Source organism: Shewanella putrefaciens, assembly GCF_016406325.1.
GTDB lineage: Bacteria > Pseudomonadota > Gammaproteobacteria > Enterobacterales > Shewanellaceae > Shewanella > Shewanella putrefaciens.
This window is the reverse complement of sequence record NZ_CP066370.1, coordinates 1,898,531-1,913,355: the sequence shown is the minus strand read 5'-3', so window position 1 is coordinate 1,913,355 and position 14,825 is coordinate 1,898,531. Positions and strand designations below refer to the sequence as shown.

Annotated in this window: 15 protein-coding genes; 6 read left to right on the top strand and 9 right to left on the bottom strand. The window is 42.6% G+C overall.

Going from position 1 to position 14,825, the window contains the following annotated elements; genetic code table 11:
- Window positions 1-95: 95 nt before the first annotated feature.
- Genes JEZ96_RS08590 through JEZ96_RS08580 form a run of 3 tightly spaced genes read right to left on the bottom strand, consistent with a single transcriptional unit; the run spans window position 96 to window position 3,064 of the window.
- Window positions 96-701: a BsuPI-related putative proteinase inhibitor gene (locus JEZ96_RS08590; RefSeq protein WP_025008114.1), complete on the bottom strand. Its 606-nt coding sequence runs from the start codon at window positions 699-701 to the stop codon at window positions 96-98.
- Entirely contained in the window at window positions 701-2,527 is a 1,827-nt protein-coding gene (locus JEZ96_RS08585) for an AsmA family protein (protein WP_025008113.1), read from the bottom strand. The genes JEZ96_RS08590 and JEZ96_RS08585 overlap by 1 nt, the downstream gene beginning before the upstream one ends.
- A 42-nt stretch (window positions 2,528-2,569) precedes the next feature.
- Window positions 2,570-3,064: a putative 4-hydroxy-4-methyl-2-oxoglutarate aldolase gene (locus tag JEZ96_RS08580; RefSeq protein ID WP_011789543.1), complete on the bottom strand. Its 495-nt coding sequence runs from the start codon at window positions 3,062-3,064 to the stop codon at window positions 2,570-2,572.
- Window positions 3,065-3,297: 233 nt separating this feature from the next.
- Between JEZ96_RS08580 and JEZ96_RS08575 the strand changes: the two genes are divergently transcribed.
- The gene (locus tag JEZ96_RS08575; RefSeq protein ID WP_011789544.1) at window positions 3,298-3,618 is read left to right on the top strand and encodes a hypothetical protein; all 321 of its coding nucleotides are present in this window, start codon (window positions 3,298-3,300) and stop codon (window positions 3,616-3,618) included.
- 260 nt (window positions 3,619-3,878) lie between these two features.
- Here JEZ96_RS08575 and JEZ96_RS08570 read toward each other — a convergent pair whose 3' ends face one another.
- A complete protein-coding gene (locus tag JEZ96_RS08570) occupies window positions 3,879-5,651 on the bottom strand; it encodes a DUF885 domain-containing protein (RefSeq protein ID WP_011789545.1) in 1,773 nt (590 codons plus the stop codon).
- A gap of 379 nt (window positions 5,652-6,030) precedes the next feature.
- On the opposite strand from JEZ96_RS08570, the gene JEZ96_RS08565 reads away from it, so the two are divergent.
- Window positions 6,031-7,434 carry a DEAD/DEAH box helicase gene (locus tag JEZ96_RS08565; protein ID WP_025008111.1) on the top strand — a complete coding sequence of 468 codons (1,404 nt, stop codon included), beginning with the start codon at window positions 6,031-6,033 and terminating at the stop codon, window positions 7,432-7,434.
- Between the two features lie 24 nt (window positions 7,435-7,458).
- A complete protein-coding gene (locus tag JEZ96_RS08560) occupies window positions 7,459-7,953 on the top strand; it encodes a peptidylprolyl isomerase (RefSeq protein ID WP_014610451.1) in 495 nt (164 codons plus the stop codon).
- 67 nt (window positions 7,954-8,020) lie between these two features.
- Here JEZ96_RS08560 and JEZ96_RS08555 read toward each other — a convergent pair whose 3' ends face one another.
- Complete coding sequence (locus tag JEZ96_RS08555; protein WP_025008110.1) at window positions 8,021-8,461, bottom strand: YcgN family cysteine cluster protein; 441 nt, start codon at window positions 8,459-8,461, stop codon at window positions 8,021-8,023.
- Window positions 8,462-8,648: 187 nt separating this feature from the next.
- Entirely contained in the window at window positions 8,649-8,927 is a 279-nt protein-coding gene (locus JEZ96_RS08550; RefSeq protein ID WP_011789549.1) for a YcgL domain-containing protein, read from the bottom strand.
- Between the two features lie 123 nt (window positions 8,928-9,050).
- Here JEZ96_RS08550 and minC point away from each other — a divergent pair, with 123 nt between their 5' ends.
- Genes minC through minE form a run of 3 tightly spaced genes read left to right on the top strand, consistent with a single transcriptional unit; the run spans window position 9,051 to window position 10,813 of the window.
- Window positions 9,051-9,716 (top strand): septum site-determining protein MinC, encoded by a 666-nt coding sequence (minC, locus tag JEZ96_RS08545; RefSeq protein ID WP_011789550.1) that lies wholly within the window; start codon window positions 9,051-9,053, stop codon window positions 9,714-9,716.
- A gap of 27 nt (window positions 9,717-9,743) precedes the next feature.
- Window positions 9,744-10,553 (top strand): septum site-determining protein MinD, encoded by an 810-nt coding sequence (gene minD / locus JEZ96_RS08540; RefSeq protein WP_011789551.1) that lies wholly within the window; start codon window positions 9,744-9,746, stop codon window positions 10,551-10,553.
- Window positions 10,554-10,555: 2 nt separating this feature from the next.
- Entirely contained in the window at window positions 10,556-10,813 is a 258-nt protein-coding gene (gene minE, locus JEZ96_RS08535) for a cell division topological specificity factor MinE (protein ID WP_007648439.1), read from the top strand.
- A 72-nt stretch (window positions 10,814-10,885) separates the two neighbouring features.
- On the opposite strand, the gene rnd is transcribed toward minE, so the two are convergent.
- The 3 genes from rnd to JEZ96_RS08520 all read right to left on the bottom strand — a co-directional run bounded on the left by rnd (window position 10,886) and on the right by JEZ96_RS08520 (window position 14,805).
- Entirely contained in the window at window positions 10,886-11,995 is a 1,110-nt protein-coding gene (gene rnd, locus JEZ96_RS08530; protein WP_025008109.1) for a ribonuclease D, read from the bottom strand.
- Between the two features lie 71 nt (window positions 11,996-12,066).
- Window positions 12,067-13,740, bottom strand: coding sequence for a long-chain-fatty-acid--CoA ligase FadD (gene fadD, locus JEZ96_RS08525; protein ID WP_025008108.1), 1,674 nt, complete (start codon window positions 13,738-13,740; stop codon window positions 12,067-12,069).
- 198 nt (window positions 13,741-13,938) lie between these two features.
- Window positions 13,939-14,805 carry an alpha/beta hydrolase gene (locus tag JEZ96_RS08520; RefSeq protein WP_025008107.1) on the bottom strand — a complete coding sequence of 289 codons (867 nt, stop codon included), beginning with the start codon at window positions 14,803-14,805 and terminating at the stop codon, window positions 13,939-13,941.
- Window positions 14,806-14,825 lie beyond the last annotated feature (20 nt).

Genomic DNA, 14,825 nt, shown 5'->3' with positions numbered 1-14,825 from the left:
TTTAAGACGGGTCAAACCCAAAAGATAAATCAAAAAAGGCAGCGAGTCCTTGAAACGCTGCCTTTTTCAGTACTACATTCAACACAATCTCGCCGTTATTCCCATTGAAGCAACACCACCACGGGGATCATAACTGGCACCTCTGACTCAATGACCTTGGCCGCAAAGTGGGCTTCTAAACGAGCCCCATCGGTTGAAATAGCGGCAAGGATGTTTTCAGGAATGATAAACTTCTCCGTTATAGAAGCTCCAGCATCAAGCCGAGTATCACGAATGGCCTGTGTGAACATCATCTCATCCGACCAAGCCCATAAACGCTTTCCTTCCATAGTGACAAGCCAGAGATCCGCTGTCATCCCCGAGTGATATCGTAACAACACTGGATAGGATTGTGGATTCGTTACGGTAAAAGTAGCCGTAAGTGATTGCCTAACGTCGACAAAAGGATCGAGCACTAACTCCCCTTGAAGTAGCCCTTGTACCTTATCAGATTTCACTTGCTCGACCTTTAATCTTGAGGCTCCCGTAGCAAGCTCGAGCACAGGATCCGCCGCACGAACAAACTCCGACTGAACAGCCGTGTCAATCTTACTCTCTGCGATAGCGGTAACATTTGTATCTGCCGTTTCGGGAACCGAACAACCAGCCAATAAGCTACTGACTATAATGCTCACGCAAATAAAATAAGTATTATCCGCCACTACAAGCCCCCAAGCTTTTTCAGCAGAGAATCTTTCAATTTTTCCTTCGCTTTATCCGTTTCTTCCTTCAGTTGATTATTCAATAAAGCTTGAGTATCCAATGCATACTCTGGTTTTTGGAAAGTGCCAGTTATCGCTAATGGAATATCAACCCCCGCAAGAGCATCTTTCTCACTGCCTCCCTGTCCTTTTAATGAGTTAACAAGGCTAGCCGTCAATCGATAATCGAGGGCCTCTGTTATTAAATTTGCATTCCCTTTACCCGCAAGACGCAATAATGGAGATGCCATCGATAAATCAGGATTCGTAGCAACACCATTTTCCAATGAAAAAGTGCCTGTCAGACTCGAAAAGTCTGTTTTACGCTCTTCTTTCGTATCAGCCGATAAATCACCTTTTAACTTAGCTTGTGCACTGCGGATCATCTGCGCAATATTGACGCCATAAAGCGCACCATCCGTGATATCAAAACGACCATTAGCGAGTAGATTTTTCTTTAGCGCCTCTGGAAGTAAGCTTTTTCCTCTTCCTTTCAGATTGAAATTTGCCATCCCTGCTAACAAGTCAATATCGGCTGCATCCTTCAGTAATGGCTGAATTTGCACGCCTGTTATTTGTTTATCAAATTGATAACTAGCGACAGTTTGGCGAGCATCAACTTGAGCACTCACCAATAACTTTCCTTGATATAAATCAGCCGTTAATTGTTTAAGATCGAGTATGCCATTTTTAACCCCAAGATCGAGTAACCAATTTTGGGTCGACAAATTAGCGACTTTAATTGATTTCACCGCCAGTTTAACACTGAGATCGAGTGATTTTAGTGCACTAAGATCCGGCTCCGTTGCTTGCTCAGCCCCTGCAGATACTGGAGCGCCATTTGCTGTTGTCTCTGATTTAGGTAAGAGACTATCGACATCTATATCACCAACTTGGAAATCAGCCTTAATTTGTGGAACCTTTGTTCCATAATTCACCGTTAACTTACCAGAAGCATTAATATCCGCAGCGTTTAACTGGGTTATATCCGCCAATAGTTGCTTTTTATCTAAGGCAATTTCGGTATTGACACTTAACGCTGTAGTCAATTTTTGATTGGGAATACTATTGCCTTCCACCACTGTGTCGATTTTTAGTTTCTCTATCACCAACTGATTAAAATCACGACTTAGCTTAAGTTCACCTTCACCTTTACTGGTGATTTTCATATCGGATAACGTGGCAGTGAATTCGTAAGCAATAGGGGCAAATTTGTCTAAAGAAAATGTACCTAAAGTCAAACTGTCTAAAGTGAATGTTTGAGTTTCGCCCTTTGTCTCATCAATCATATTAATTTGTGTGTTGGTAATTGACACGCCACCCACTTCAACACTCGCAAGTTGGGCTGGAGAGGAAGCAGGCGCAGCTGTGGAGCTAGATTTGACACTGGGATCAGTTCCCGTTAGCCCATCTAAGCTGGAACTGCCATTTTTACGAGTCACAAGATTAATGTTAGCGCCATCCAAACTTAATTGAGCAACTTGGATCTCTTTACGAAACAATGGTATTAAGGCTACTTCCGCTACAGCTTTGTTCACATCAAGCATTGATTTAGGCGTAAACCCTTCAGGATTTGATAATGAAATGCCTCCAAGGTTAATGCCAAGCGCAGGAAAAAACGTCCAAGATAGATCATCAGCAATAACGAGTTCACGCCCCGTTTGTTTTTTCACAGCATTAACAATTTCGGGTTTAAAATCATTAGGGTCGAAGAAAACGGTAAGGTATAGGGTGACTAACAAGGCTAATGTCACCAGAATAGCTAAAAACCACTTAATGAGTTTCATACAAACATCCTTATCAATAATATCTTGAATTTTGAGCGAATTTTAATTTAAAAAAGCAAAGTTTAGCGACTCCTCGCTGATTGCTATCCCATTCTCATCGGCATAAATCATCATGCCGGGTTTAACGATAACGCCTCCCATGTCGATAGGCACATTGATTTGTCCTTGATTTAGCTTTTCAGTCTTAATGGGCATGGCTCCGAGAGCACTCACCCCTAGATTAAAGGTCGCCAATCTAGCAACATCACGCACATACCCATTAATCACAACGCCTTGCCAACTATGATCTAAAGCACTTTGCGCGATAAGATCGCCTAATAATGCTCTACGCGATGAGCCACCGCCATCCACAACGAGTACTTTACCATGACCATCTTGGGCCAATATTTCCTTCACTTTAGAGTTATCTTCAAAACATTTTACCGTTACAACTTCCCCCCAAAACAGGCGCTTACCACCGTACGCCTTAAACTCTAAGGGTAATAAAGTCAGTTTTGAAGGGTAGTGGTCGAACAAATCTGGTAATAGATCAAGCATTTGTATCTCCGCGCAGACTAAAACTTTAGACTACTCACAATTCTAAGTCCCGACAAGCTGAAATAAGAAACACCCCCCATTTTTATTGGTTTTAAGCAACTAAGCACTTGGTGAATATTGGCATAACCACTATAATCTGCGATAGTTAACAGCCCATGACACCTTCTTGGGTTTCTACCTAAGTGATTTCGTAATTAAATTCCTATACTTCCTTGTTATAAAGCGAAAACAAAATGACTACTGATATTGATTTACAGAGTGCTATCGCAGCTCTTGATGAATATGGATATGATAAAAAAGTCTCCGCGGATCTTGAGCAAGCACGCAATAAACAACAGATGGGAAAATATATCAAATCTCTCGACTATAGCTTACGTCGATTATTGATATTGCAAGAAACCGTCAACGAACTTGTTGAAGAAAAGAAACATCAACTCGCTCAGAAAGAAAACATCCAAACTTATAAAACAAGAATCATTAATTTATCAAGAGAATTTAACATTTCCTACGAGGATGTGTTAGCGCTTATGGCTGAAAATGCCCGAAATAAATAACATTGTTGCTGAAATTTAACTCTCTTTTTATAGACAAATTAAATTCGAATATCACTGTTATAGTAATGACAAATATTGGTATTACGCCATGTAACGTCATCAATCATTAGATGGCTCGGTTGATTATTATGACAATAATCAATATCCCTATTTACAGCCATTGATTTACAGTTAGGATGTCAAACTGTGATTTTGGGTGAATATCGTTATCATTTGGGTGACTATCGTTATCAATAGTCACCCAAACGAGTCAGTATTGATTATTTAGCTTGCATCAACTGACGAATATATTTGACGGGTGCACTACCATAACTTAGAAACTGTTCGTGGAAGGTTTTAAGATCAAAATCCTTGCCTTTTGTCTGCTTGTACTCTTCTCGAAAATCATATATTTCACGGTAACCAGAGTAATAGCTTGTCAATTGCACTTGGCTTAATGTTGCACGGCGCCATTTTCCTTCTGCTTCAGCCTGTTGTTGGAATGCCTCTTCCATCATCAAAGCAATGGCTTCGGCCTCAGTCATCCCTTTAACATGAATGCTGTAATCTAAAATAGTGTTACAGATAACCCTAAGATTCCACTTATAGTACATTAACCACATTTCAGGCTCGAAATTCCCGTACCCCTCCTCGAGCATCATACGTTCCGTGTATACCGCCCAGCCTTCAACCATGGCGCCATTACCAAATAGACTTTTAATAAGGCTGGGCGATTCATTAGAATAAACTAACTGAGTGTAATGCCCTGGAATGGCTTCGTGAATATTCAAGATCTGCAAAATCCAATGGTTATATTCTCGTAGGTAACTTTCAGCGGACTCATCCGTCATGCCATCAAGTGGCGTGACGTTATAATAGGTATTACCGAGTTTTTCATAGGGACCAGGGGCACTAATTGAAGCCCCCGCATATCCGCGCATATATTCTGGTGTTTCACGAACAACAAGGGGTTTGTTAGGATCAAGTGTTACTAACTTTTTCTGATTAACAAAATCGATAAGTTCGGGAATTTGTTTACGGACTTCGTCTACAAATTCATCACGCTTAACGTGTTTGGTTGATAATTTATCAATCAACTGACGAATGGCAATTTTATTATCTGATGGTTTCGGCGTAGAGAAATATTGAGGCCAAAGCTTATCGGTAATTTTTGCCATTTCAGCTTGAACCCTGTCTTTATCTGCGACTGCTTTTTGATAAAGCTGTTTTGCAGTCATACCGGCTTGAATATCAAAGGCAAATTTTTGCTCGTATAAATCTTCACCAATTCTAAAACTACGAGCGCCCTCTTTTTTAAGCGTTGTCACCAAACTGTTTAACCATGAAATATGGTTATTAATGGCCACTGTCGCCGCATCAAAACGGGTCTTGAATAATGCTTTCTCAGCATCACTCAAGCCAGAGTTGGTAACTTGTTTCAATAAATCATCAGAAAATACCGAAAATGCGCCCTGATTTTGCAACACAGCAAGCTCGGTATGTTCAAGGGTCGGCTGGCTAATATTGGCTTGAGCTGCAGCATAATAAGCAGGAATATTTTCCATTCTCGCGAGCACTGAGCGTAATCTATCATCCAACGGTGCAAAGTTTTCATTGATGATTTGAGCAAAGCCGCCAGCAACATTGTAATTAGCTGGATCCCACTGCCAAGATTTAAAGGTGGTAATATCCCAAGCTAGGCTATTCAGTAAATTATCTATCAGGTGATAATCAATCACCTCATTAGAGGTTAAGGTTTTTTGATCGAACTGTGCCAATTTTGCCTGTTGTGCTTTCACAAAAGCTAAGGTCTTGGCTCGACTAGCATCATCGGGGATCTCTAAGTAGCCATCATTCACATGCTTACCACTGTAAAGTGCCCACGTGGGTGATAACGCCCATAATGAGTCAATAAATGCGGCGCTGAATTGTTCAAATGATGTGGCTTGTACTTCACCAGAGGTAGAAGGAACCGTTGTACTCGTCTGGGATTGACAGCCAGCAAGACCAGCTAGCGATAATACAATCGCAAGGGAGAGCGTCGTTTTTTTCATTATTTTTCGTCCTTTATTATTGTGATAAACGATATTGTGATATTCGAGCTAAGGTGCTAAACCAGATCACTTGAACAGTGCAACAAGCAAAGTGACCTAAATGAGTCTTGGTTAAAAATGCACTAAGTTAATCATATCGCCTCAATAATTGCAGCAATGTTACCCGCGAATACATGCTCAGTTACAAATTTGTGCGCCAACTATTAAAGGGATATTTGAATAATAAAGGACTGAATACGGCTTACATTATGGATAGCGATTGCTACTGAATTTGAGATATTCGCCTTTTCTGCCATAGCTACTGCTATAATATGAGCCTGCTTTACTGTTAAACCCATTTTAACAGTTTGCCCACGACATTCTTTATTTGAGACACCCCATGCCATTTTCCAAACTTGGATTAAGCGATCCGATTGTAAAAGCCATCACAGAACTCGGTTATGCAAGCCCGACCCCCATTCAAACCAAAGCGATACCAGTGATCCTAAGCGGTAAAAACGTACTCGGCGCAGCACAAACAGGCACAGGTAAAACCGCCAGCTTTGTGTTACCTCTATTGCAAATGTTTGCTGATGCCCCAAAAATTCGCCCCAAACGTGTACGTGCCATTATCCTTACACCGACCCGTGAACTTGCCGTTCAGGTTGAGGAAAATATCCGCCAATACGCTAAATATCTGCCACTCACCTCTATGGCGATGTACGGAGGTGTCGATGCCGCACCTCAAAAGAAAAAACTGATTGAAGGTGTAGATATCTTAGTCGCAACACCGGGTCGACTGCTTGATATGTATACTCAAAGAGCGATCCATTTCGATGAGCTTTCAGTACTTGTACTAGATGAAGCTGACAGAATGCTCGATATGGGATTTATTGAAGATATCAATAAAATCATCGAGAAATTACCGACACAAAGACAAAACCTATTATTTTCTGCCACCTTATCAAAGCAAGTTCGAGTATTAGCGAAAACTGCCGTTGAAAATCCTGTTGAGATTGAAATTGCACGAAACGCGGCCACTGCACCACAAATTGATCAGTGGCTCACCACAGTTGATAAGGATAAAAAGTCTGCGTTACTCAGCCATCTGATTAAAGAACAAGCTTGGGATCAAGCATTAATTTTTATCCAGACCAAACAAGGTGCCGCCAAATTAGTTAGTCAGCTTGAAAAGCGTGATATTAGCGCCGAAGCCTTCCACAGTGGCCGCAGTCAAGCGGTTCGTGAGCAGCTTTTAGCCGATTTTAAATCCGGTAAACTGGCATTTTTAGTGGCGACAGGAGTTGCATCACGCGGAATCGATATCGATGCCCTCACCCGCGTTGTGAATTATGACTTGCCCGATGAAGCCGATGATTATATTCATCGTATTGGTCGAACAGGTCGCGCAGGAGAGCATGGTGAAGCAATATCTTTTGTGTCAAAGGATGATTTTAAGAACCTCTGTGCCATTGAGCGCCGTTTAGGTCACCTTATAGTGCGTAAAGAAGTCGAAGGCTTTGCTCCTAAAAAAGAAGTGCCAATCTCCATTCTCGATTTTGTGCCAAAACATAAGCCGGAGAAAACATTTCGCCCAACAGAGTCTGCTGCGGGAACTTACCGCAGTGCAAAGGAAGGGACTTTTGAAACGGCTAAGGCGAAAAAGCATCGCAGTGCAAAGTCGCAACCAAAGCCAAGGACGAACGCGACTTTACGTCCAACAAGAACGGCAGAGGGAAGTCCAAAACAACAGGACAGTGGTGCCCCTTTTAATCCATGGGCCAGCGGACCTAAAACCAAGTAATTCAATCGAATAGAAGCTAATACTATGATTATTTTCACTACCAATATCGGGGATATCAGCATCGAACTCGATTTTGAGCGAGCGCCTGTCACTGCCAAAAACTTTCTCCGTTATTGTGAAGAAGGGTTTTATGAGCACACTATTTTTCATCGCGTGATCAAAGGCTTTATGATCCAAGGTGGTGGTTTTACCGCCAAGATGAAAGAAAAACCGACCCACGACCCCATAGTCAACGAAGCCAATAAAGGTCTTTCCAATACCTTAGGCACGATTGCCATGGCACGGACTGACGCCCCACATTCCGCCACGGCGCAGTTTTTTATCAATACCTCGAATAATGATTTTCTCGATCATACGGCCACAACAAACAACGGTTGGGGTTATGCCGTATTTGGTAAAGTGGTCGCGGGACTTGAGGTAGTACAGCAAATTGAAAAGGTCAAAACCACTAAAGTCGCAGGCCATGAAGATGTACCGCGCGAACCTATTATTATCGAAAAAGTAACCATTACAGGGTAATTTTCACGGAATAAGGTGGGTAAAACAACAAAGGGAGCTTATCGCTCCCTTTGTTTTTCATCGTGGGTCAATCAATATCCTTGAGCGGCCACAACACGATATGATCTTCAATATCTTTTATCCTGCGCTCATCAATCACTTTACCTTGAATCGACATCCCCGCATGATGCATCGCTTCTTTAGAGCCTGTGATTAAGGGGTGCCAGCTTGGCAAGTCACGCCCAGCGGCAAGCCGGCGATAGGCGCAACTATCGGGCAACCATGTTAGTTCATCGACATTATCAACTGAAATCACTGTGCATTGAGGTACATGGGAAAAACGGTCGGTGTAATGCTGACAACTCGCCGTTTGATGATCCAGTAATAAACAAGCCGCATTGGTGTAATACAGATCTTCTGTTTCATCATCAATCAACTTATTCAAACAACATTTTCCGCACCCATCACAGAGGGATTCCCACTCAGTTGGGCTCATCTGCGCTAATGTCTTGCTCTGCCAAAATGCCATGTTCAACGATTTCTTCTCAATAAAATCCCGCATAATGCGGGCTATTTTACACTAATTTATACATGGATACTGAATTCTCTACTGACGATAATACACAATAGAAATACCAAAAGAATTACCGCGCAATCAATCAAACGGGATCTAATCACCCTTTCAATGACCCATCCGGCAACAATTGTTGTATCGACTAATCTTGGAGCCCAAGATTGCGTTTATGTTCAGCCAATAAATTAACTTGAGGAGGTGGAATTTGCAGGTAGTAGCCATTTTCATCGATCGCGGCTCTGACTTTATGAATATCGGCCATTCCTAAAGATTCTCGTTTCGCAATAGGAAAGACCATCACTAATTGAGGTGTACCAAACATTGCCATTAAAGCTTCAGGCACATCGTCAAAACAATCTCGTTTCTTCACAAATAAATATGTATCAGCCTTTCGGGTACTTTTATAAACGGTACATAACATAAGAGTATAAATATCCAATAGTTCAAACTTGCCAGCCAATGGGGCACACTATAACATGGTCGCCTAATAATTTAATTGCAAAATCAGCGAACCGACTGATGATTTCTTAAGAAGAGTGCCGGGATGTCAAAACCTAGCTTAGAGTTAAAAGGAGCTTCTTTTACTCTTTCAGTGCTTCACATTAATAGCAGTGACTTAAATGCAGTCATGGCTGAATTAGATAGCAAATTGGCACAAGCCCCACAATTTTTTCTGGGCGCGCCTTTGGTGGTCAATCTCAGTGCCATCCAGCATAATGATTTTAATTTACATGGCCTCAAGGAACTACTGCTCTCCCGTCAATTAGTGATTGTTGGGATAACGGGCGCGACAACCGTTCTCAGTAAGCAGGCCAAAGACTTAGGTCTTGCCATAGTCAAAGCGGGTAAACAAAGCACAACGCCTCCCCCTGCGCCACGCCAAACTAAAATCGTTAAACAAAATATCCGCTCCGGGCAGCAGGTCTATGCAAAAAATGGGGATTTAATCATATTTGGTGCGGTAGGCAATGGCGCTGAAGTCATTGCTGATGGTAGCATTCATATCTATGGCGCATTACGAGGGAAAGCCATGGCGGGCGCGGCGGGCGATCCCACAGCCGTCATCATCGCCCACTCTCTTGAGGCCGAACTCGTTTCGATAGCAGGGCAATATTGGCTCGCTGAAAATCTACAACAACATAGCTCAGATAAAAGCGGCTGTATTCGCTTAAATGGCGAGTCGCTTATGGTTGAATCATTGCCCCTCTAAATGGCAGAAAAAAGGATAGAGAGAAACATGGCACAAATTATTGTTGTCACTTCAGGTAAAGGCGGTGTAGGTAAAACCACATCGAGTGCTGCTATTGCGACTGGCCTTGCAATGCAAGGGCACAAAACTGTTGTTATCGATTTCGATATAGGTTTACGAAATTTAGATTTGATCATGGGCTGCGAACGTCGGGTAGTTTACGATTTCGTCAATGTGATCAATGGTGAAGCGAATCTTAATCAGGCACTCATCAAAGACAAACGCTGCGAAAAACTGTTTGTTTTACCGGCCTCACAAACCCGTGATAAAGATGCATTAACTAAAGAAGGCGTCGGCCGTGTTCTGGACGATTTAGCCAAAGACTTTGAATTTATTATCTGTGACTCACCTGCGGGCATTGAACAAGGTGCAATGATGGCGCTGTATTTTGCCGATATTGCCATTGTGACCACTAATCCAGAAGTCAGCTCAGTACGCGACTCAGATCGTATTCTGGGAATGCTGCAAAGCAAATCACGCCGCGCAGAACTGAATCTAGAACCGATAAAAGAATATTTGTTACTGACTCGCTACTCACCAAGCCGTGTAAAATCGGGGGAGATGTTAAGTGTTGATGATGTTCAAGAAATTCTTGCTATTGAGTTGTTAGGCGTTATTCCAGAGTCCCAGTCGGTTCTGAAAGCCTCTAACTCAGGTGTGCCAGTGATTATCGATCAAGAAAGTGATGCGGGTTTAGCTTATAGTGACACAGTCGCGCGTTTATTGGGTGAAGATGTCCCACTACGCTTTATTACGGAAGAGAAGAAAGGTTTCTTACAACGGATATTTGGTAGCTAATTATGTCTTTACTCGACTATTTCAAAAGCAAGAAAAAGCCTAGCACTGCGGTAATGGCAAAAGAGCGCTTACAAATTATTGTGGCTCATCAACGTGGACAACGGGACACCCCCGATTACTTTCCACAGATGAAACAAGAGATTATTGCCGTGATCCGTAAGTATGTGCAGATTTCTGATGATCAAGTGTCTGTGCAGTTAGATCAGAACGACGATAACTTATCGGTACTCGAACTTAACGTGACTTTACCAGACAGATAAGTCGAGTTTTAGCGTCATCCTCAAGTGAGGATGACGCTTTTTGCTGCATGATTTTCAGTTAGACAGTTAGACCTAAACGTCAAGCTTTGCGAGGGATTGTGCGGCGATTTCGCCACGCCACCCAGTTAAGATTATCGGTAAATCGCCCTGCTCTGCGTCCCATCTCCATTGTAAATACTCATGGATATGTCGCTTAGAACCTAGCATTTCCAGTGGAACTTCATACTTTTCACACAGTTCAGTCAAACAGTTTTTGATCAGCTTAAAAGCAGATTTATAGCCCGGCTTAAGTGCAAGCACATCGACAAGCTCTGGTAGATTGACCAAATCCACGGTTTGCATTACTCGCAAAATCTCTTTACCGTGAATACGCTTTTCCTGCTCGGTTAGGTCGTTTAGCTTAAGCAACTCGGTCATACTTTTAGGCTGTTTTTTAGCTAATGCAATCAGTCCATGATCTTTAATCACAAATCCCAAAGCTAAATCACGTGCTAAGGCTTTTTCAAGACGCCATTTGGCAAGTACTTTCAGGTAAGCCAATTGAATTTCAGTCAACTGAAAGGCATTTTTAACTTTTAAGTAAGCGGTATCGAGATCTGGCGTATCTAGCCGCCCTTCCGTCATCCTCACCCCTTCCTCATATAACCAATTTAGGCGCCCCTGAGCGACCAATTTAGCTTCAAGCTGAGGGTAAAGTTGATGCAGATACAATACATCATTTGCGGCATAGGCAAGTTGCGCTTCGGTTAATGGCCTGCGGATCCAATCGGTGCGTGACTCACCTTTATCAATCACTTCGCCAAGACAGGTTTCAACTAACTTTGCATAACCAACACCATGCCCCATACCACATAAAGATGCCGCAATTTGGCTATCGAATAAAGGTACAGGTTGACACTGACCATAGTGCGCGAATACTTCTAGGTCTTCACTACAAGAATGCACTAATTTAATAATATTGGGATTCGCCAACAAAGCCCAGAATTTGGCGAGATCGGGTAGCGCGACAGGATCAATCAACGCCAAGGTTTTTCCATCATAAGCTTGGATCAAACCTAACTTTGCATAATAAGTACGGGTACGAACAAACTCGGTATCTAACACGAGTATTTTACTTTGCTGATATTGAGCAACGAGGGCGTTGAGGCTCACTTCATCACTCACATAGTGGAACACTGACAAATTCTTCTCCAGATCCCGTGGGGTCAATCACAGTCCATAAAAACAAAAGCCGGCAATTGCCGGCTTCAATCTTACGTACGCTTAACTTCGTCTCTAAGCTCTCGTCGCAAGATCTTACCCACATTGGTTTTAGGTAACTCGTCCCTAAATTCTACCAGCTTCGGCACTTTATATCCCGTTAAATGAATACGACAATGCTTAATGATGTCATCTGCGGTTAACGATTTATCTTTTGCCACCACAAAAACCTTCACTAATTCTCCGCTAGCCTCATTTGGTACACCTACAGCCGCGACTTCGATAACCTTGGGATGCAGGGCAACGACCTCTTCTACTTCATTAGGGAAGACGTTAAACCCTGAGACTAAAATCATATCTTTTTTACGGTCAACGATATAGAAAAAGCCTTTTTCGTCCATATAACCAATATCGCCCGTGGCTAACCAACCATCTTTATCAATGACTTTGGCCGTTTCTTCTGGACGCTGCCAGTAGCCTTTCATCACCTGTGGGCCTTTACCAAATAACTCACCGGTTTCGCCTTGGGGCAACACATTACCCGCATCATCCCGTATTTGGATCAAGGTCGATGGCGCTGGAAAACCAATAGAACCGTTGTAACCATCTAAATTATAAGGGCAACAAGTGAGCAGAGGTGAAGCCTCTGTCAAACCATAACCTTCCAGTAAGCGGGTTTTAGTAATATTTTGCCATTTATCCGCAACCGCTTTTTGTACTGCCATACCACCACCGATAGACAGCTTTAAACGGGAAAAATCAAGTTGCGAAAAATCGTCACTGTTCACAAGCGCATTAAATAAGGTATTCACCCCAGTTAATGCGGTGAAAGGGTATTTTTTAAGCTCTGCCACAAAAGCTGGAATATCACGGGGATTGGTGATCAAAAGATTCTGGCTGCCCTTGTGTAAAAACAATAGGCAATTCACCGTTAACGCAAAAATATGGTACAGAGGCAATGCTGTGACGACAAACTCACTACCATCTTTAAGGGTTGGAGAATACGCACCATCGGCTTGGAGCACGTTTGCAACCACATTTTTGTGGGTCAGCATGGCACCTTTAGATACCCCTGTTGTGCCACCTGTGTATTGTAAGAAAGCCAAATCATCATTAGTGATAATTGGCTTAATATATTGCAAACGGCGCCCCCTTGTTAAGGTATCGCGCATTGATAAGGCATGGGGCAAATCATATTTAGGCACTAGCTTTTTAATGTATTTAACAACAAAATTCACTAAAGTTCGCTTCGGTGCGCTGAGTAAATCACCCAGCCCCGTAATAATGACACTTTTGACTGGCGTTTGATCCACGACTTCTTCTAAGGTACGGGCAAAGTTTGATACGACGACAATGGCTTTGGCGCCGGAATCAATTAACTGGTGCTTAAGCTCACGGGGAGTGTAAAGCGGATTGACGTTAACAACCACCATACCTGCACGTAAAACACCAAATAATGCAATAGGATATTGCAAAAGATTCGGCATCATAATCGCAACACGATCACCCTTTTCGAGCTTTAACTCATTTTGCAGATAAGCGGCAAAGGCACGGCTGCGCTCTTCCAATTTACGATAAGTGAGTGTGGCACCCATATTGATAAATGCAGGTTGATCAGCATATTTAGCTACCGCTGTCTCGAACATATCGACAAGCGATGAATACTGATCAACATTGATTTCAGCAGGCACATCTTTTGGCAAATGATTAATCCAAGGCTGGTCCACAACTCTCTCCTAAATCCCCACAACTGCGGAAACGGTATCCATACAACCGTCAACACTCGGTAAATACCGAGTTAAAATACCGACTTACATTTTTGTTATTGATTAACTCGTCATAAATCATACGAGCGTTTTAATTTTGATCATCATCACATAAAAAAAACAAAAAACCTAGTGTCTTTTTTGCATTAGCAAAAGCCACTATTCAATAAATGATTTGATCAACTCGGCAACCCCTAAAGCATTACCCATATGAACATGGTGATCACCATCGATGGTTTGTTCCGACAAATGTTTGAACCACATGCGCGCCTTTGGTAACGCGCTTTGCAACTGATGAAATCCTTGTCGCCCACAAATCAGTAATGTGGTCACTGAAATGTCCTGCATCAATGCATCAACCTGAGCAAAAGTTAAACGCTGCGGCGAATCTAATCGCAATCTTGGATCGCTACGCCACCCTATTCCCCCACCTTCAGTTCGCATGTTGCGCTCAAGCAATAACCGACACCAAGGTTCGGCAAGACCGGTAAGATGTGCCCTCGCCCTAACAGCGGTATCAATAGTGTCGTAGACTTTAAGCTGCCGCTGTTTTTGGGCAAGATATTTCTCATGCTGATAAAAGCTCTTTCTTAATCGTGATTTTGCCTGAGTTACTGGCTCAAATAATGGACTCAGCGCTTCTATAAGGATGAGTTTATTGACCTTCTCAGGAAATACCGCTGTATAAGCCGAGGCAATAATACCACCAAGTGAATGACCGATAATGGCTACAGGCTGCACAGGTAAAACCCCGAGTAAGGCATCTAAGTCATATAAATAATCAATCCAATGTAACGGATAATGACCTGGCCTATGTGCAGAAAAACCATGCCCTGGCCAATCGATAGCAAGCACTTGATAATCTATCAAATAGGCGGCAAGAGGTTCAAAACTATTGGCATTATCTAACCAGCCATGTAAAGCAAGTAACAGTGGTCTATCTTTCGCCCCCCATAACCGTCCTGCAAGTTTGATATGAGGTAAAACAAACTCAATTTGATTTTCGGGGGCGGAAGATTGCCACATAATGCCTCTAATGTCAGGTA

Bases quoted from the DNA above. Each gene is read 5' to 3' on its own strand.
- JEZ96_RS08575 (WP_011789544.1), top strand. From the start codon at position 3,298: ATGACTACTGATATTGATTTACAGAGTGCTATCGCAGCTCTTGATGAA.
- minE (WP_007648439.1), top strand. From the start codon at position 10,556: ATGTCTTTACTCGACTATTTCAAAAGCAAGAAAAAGCCTAGCACTGCG.
- JEZ96_RS08555 (WP_025008110.1), bottom strand. From the start codon at position 8,461: ATGGCATTTTGGCAGAGCAAGACATTAGCGCAGATGAGCCCAACTGAG.
- JEZ96_RS08570 (WP_011789545.1), bottom strand. From the start codon at position 5,651: ATGAAAAAAACGACGCTCTCCCTTGCGATTGTATTATCGCTAGCTGGT.
- JEZ96_RS08520 (WP_025008107.1), bottom strand. From the start codon at position 14,805: ATGTGGCAATCTTCCGCCCCCGAAAATCAAATTGAGTTTGTTTTACCT.
- JEZ96_RS08565 (WP_025008111.1), top strand. From the start codon at position 6,031: ATGCCATTTTCCAAACTTGGATTAAGCGATCCGATTGTAAAAGCCATC.
- JEZ96_RS08550 (WP_011789549.1), bottom strand. From the start codon at position 8,927: ATGTTATGTACCGTTTATAAAAGTACCCGAAAGGCTGATACATATTTA.
- JEZ96_RS08560 (WP_014610451.1), top strand. From the start codon at position 7,459: ATGATTATTTTCACTACCAATATCGGGGATATCAGCATCGAACTCGAT.
- minD (WP_011789551.1), top strand. From the start codon at position 9,744: ATGGCACAAATTATTGTTGTCACTTCAGGTAAAGGCGGTGTAGGTAAA.
- JEZ96_RS08585 (WP_025008113.1), bottom strand. From the start codon at position 2,527: ATGAAACTCATTAAGTGGTTTTTAGCTATTCTGGTGACATTAGCCTTG.
- minC (WP_011789550.1), top strand. From the start codon at position 9,051: ATGTCAAAACCTAGCTTAGAGTTAAAAGGAGCTTCTTTTACTCTTTCA.
- JEZ96_RS08580 (WP_011789543.1), bottom strand. From the start codon at position 3,064: ATGCTTGATCTATTACCAGATTTGTTCGACCACTACCCTTCAAAACTG.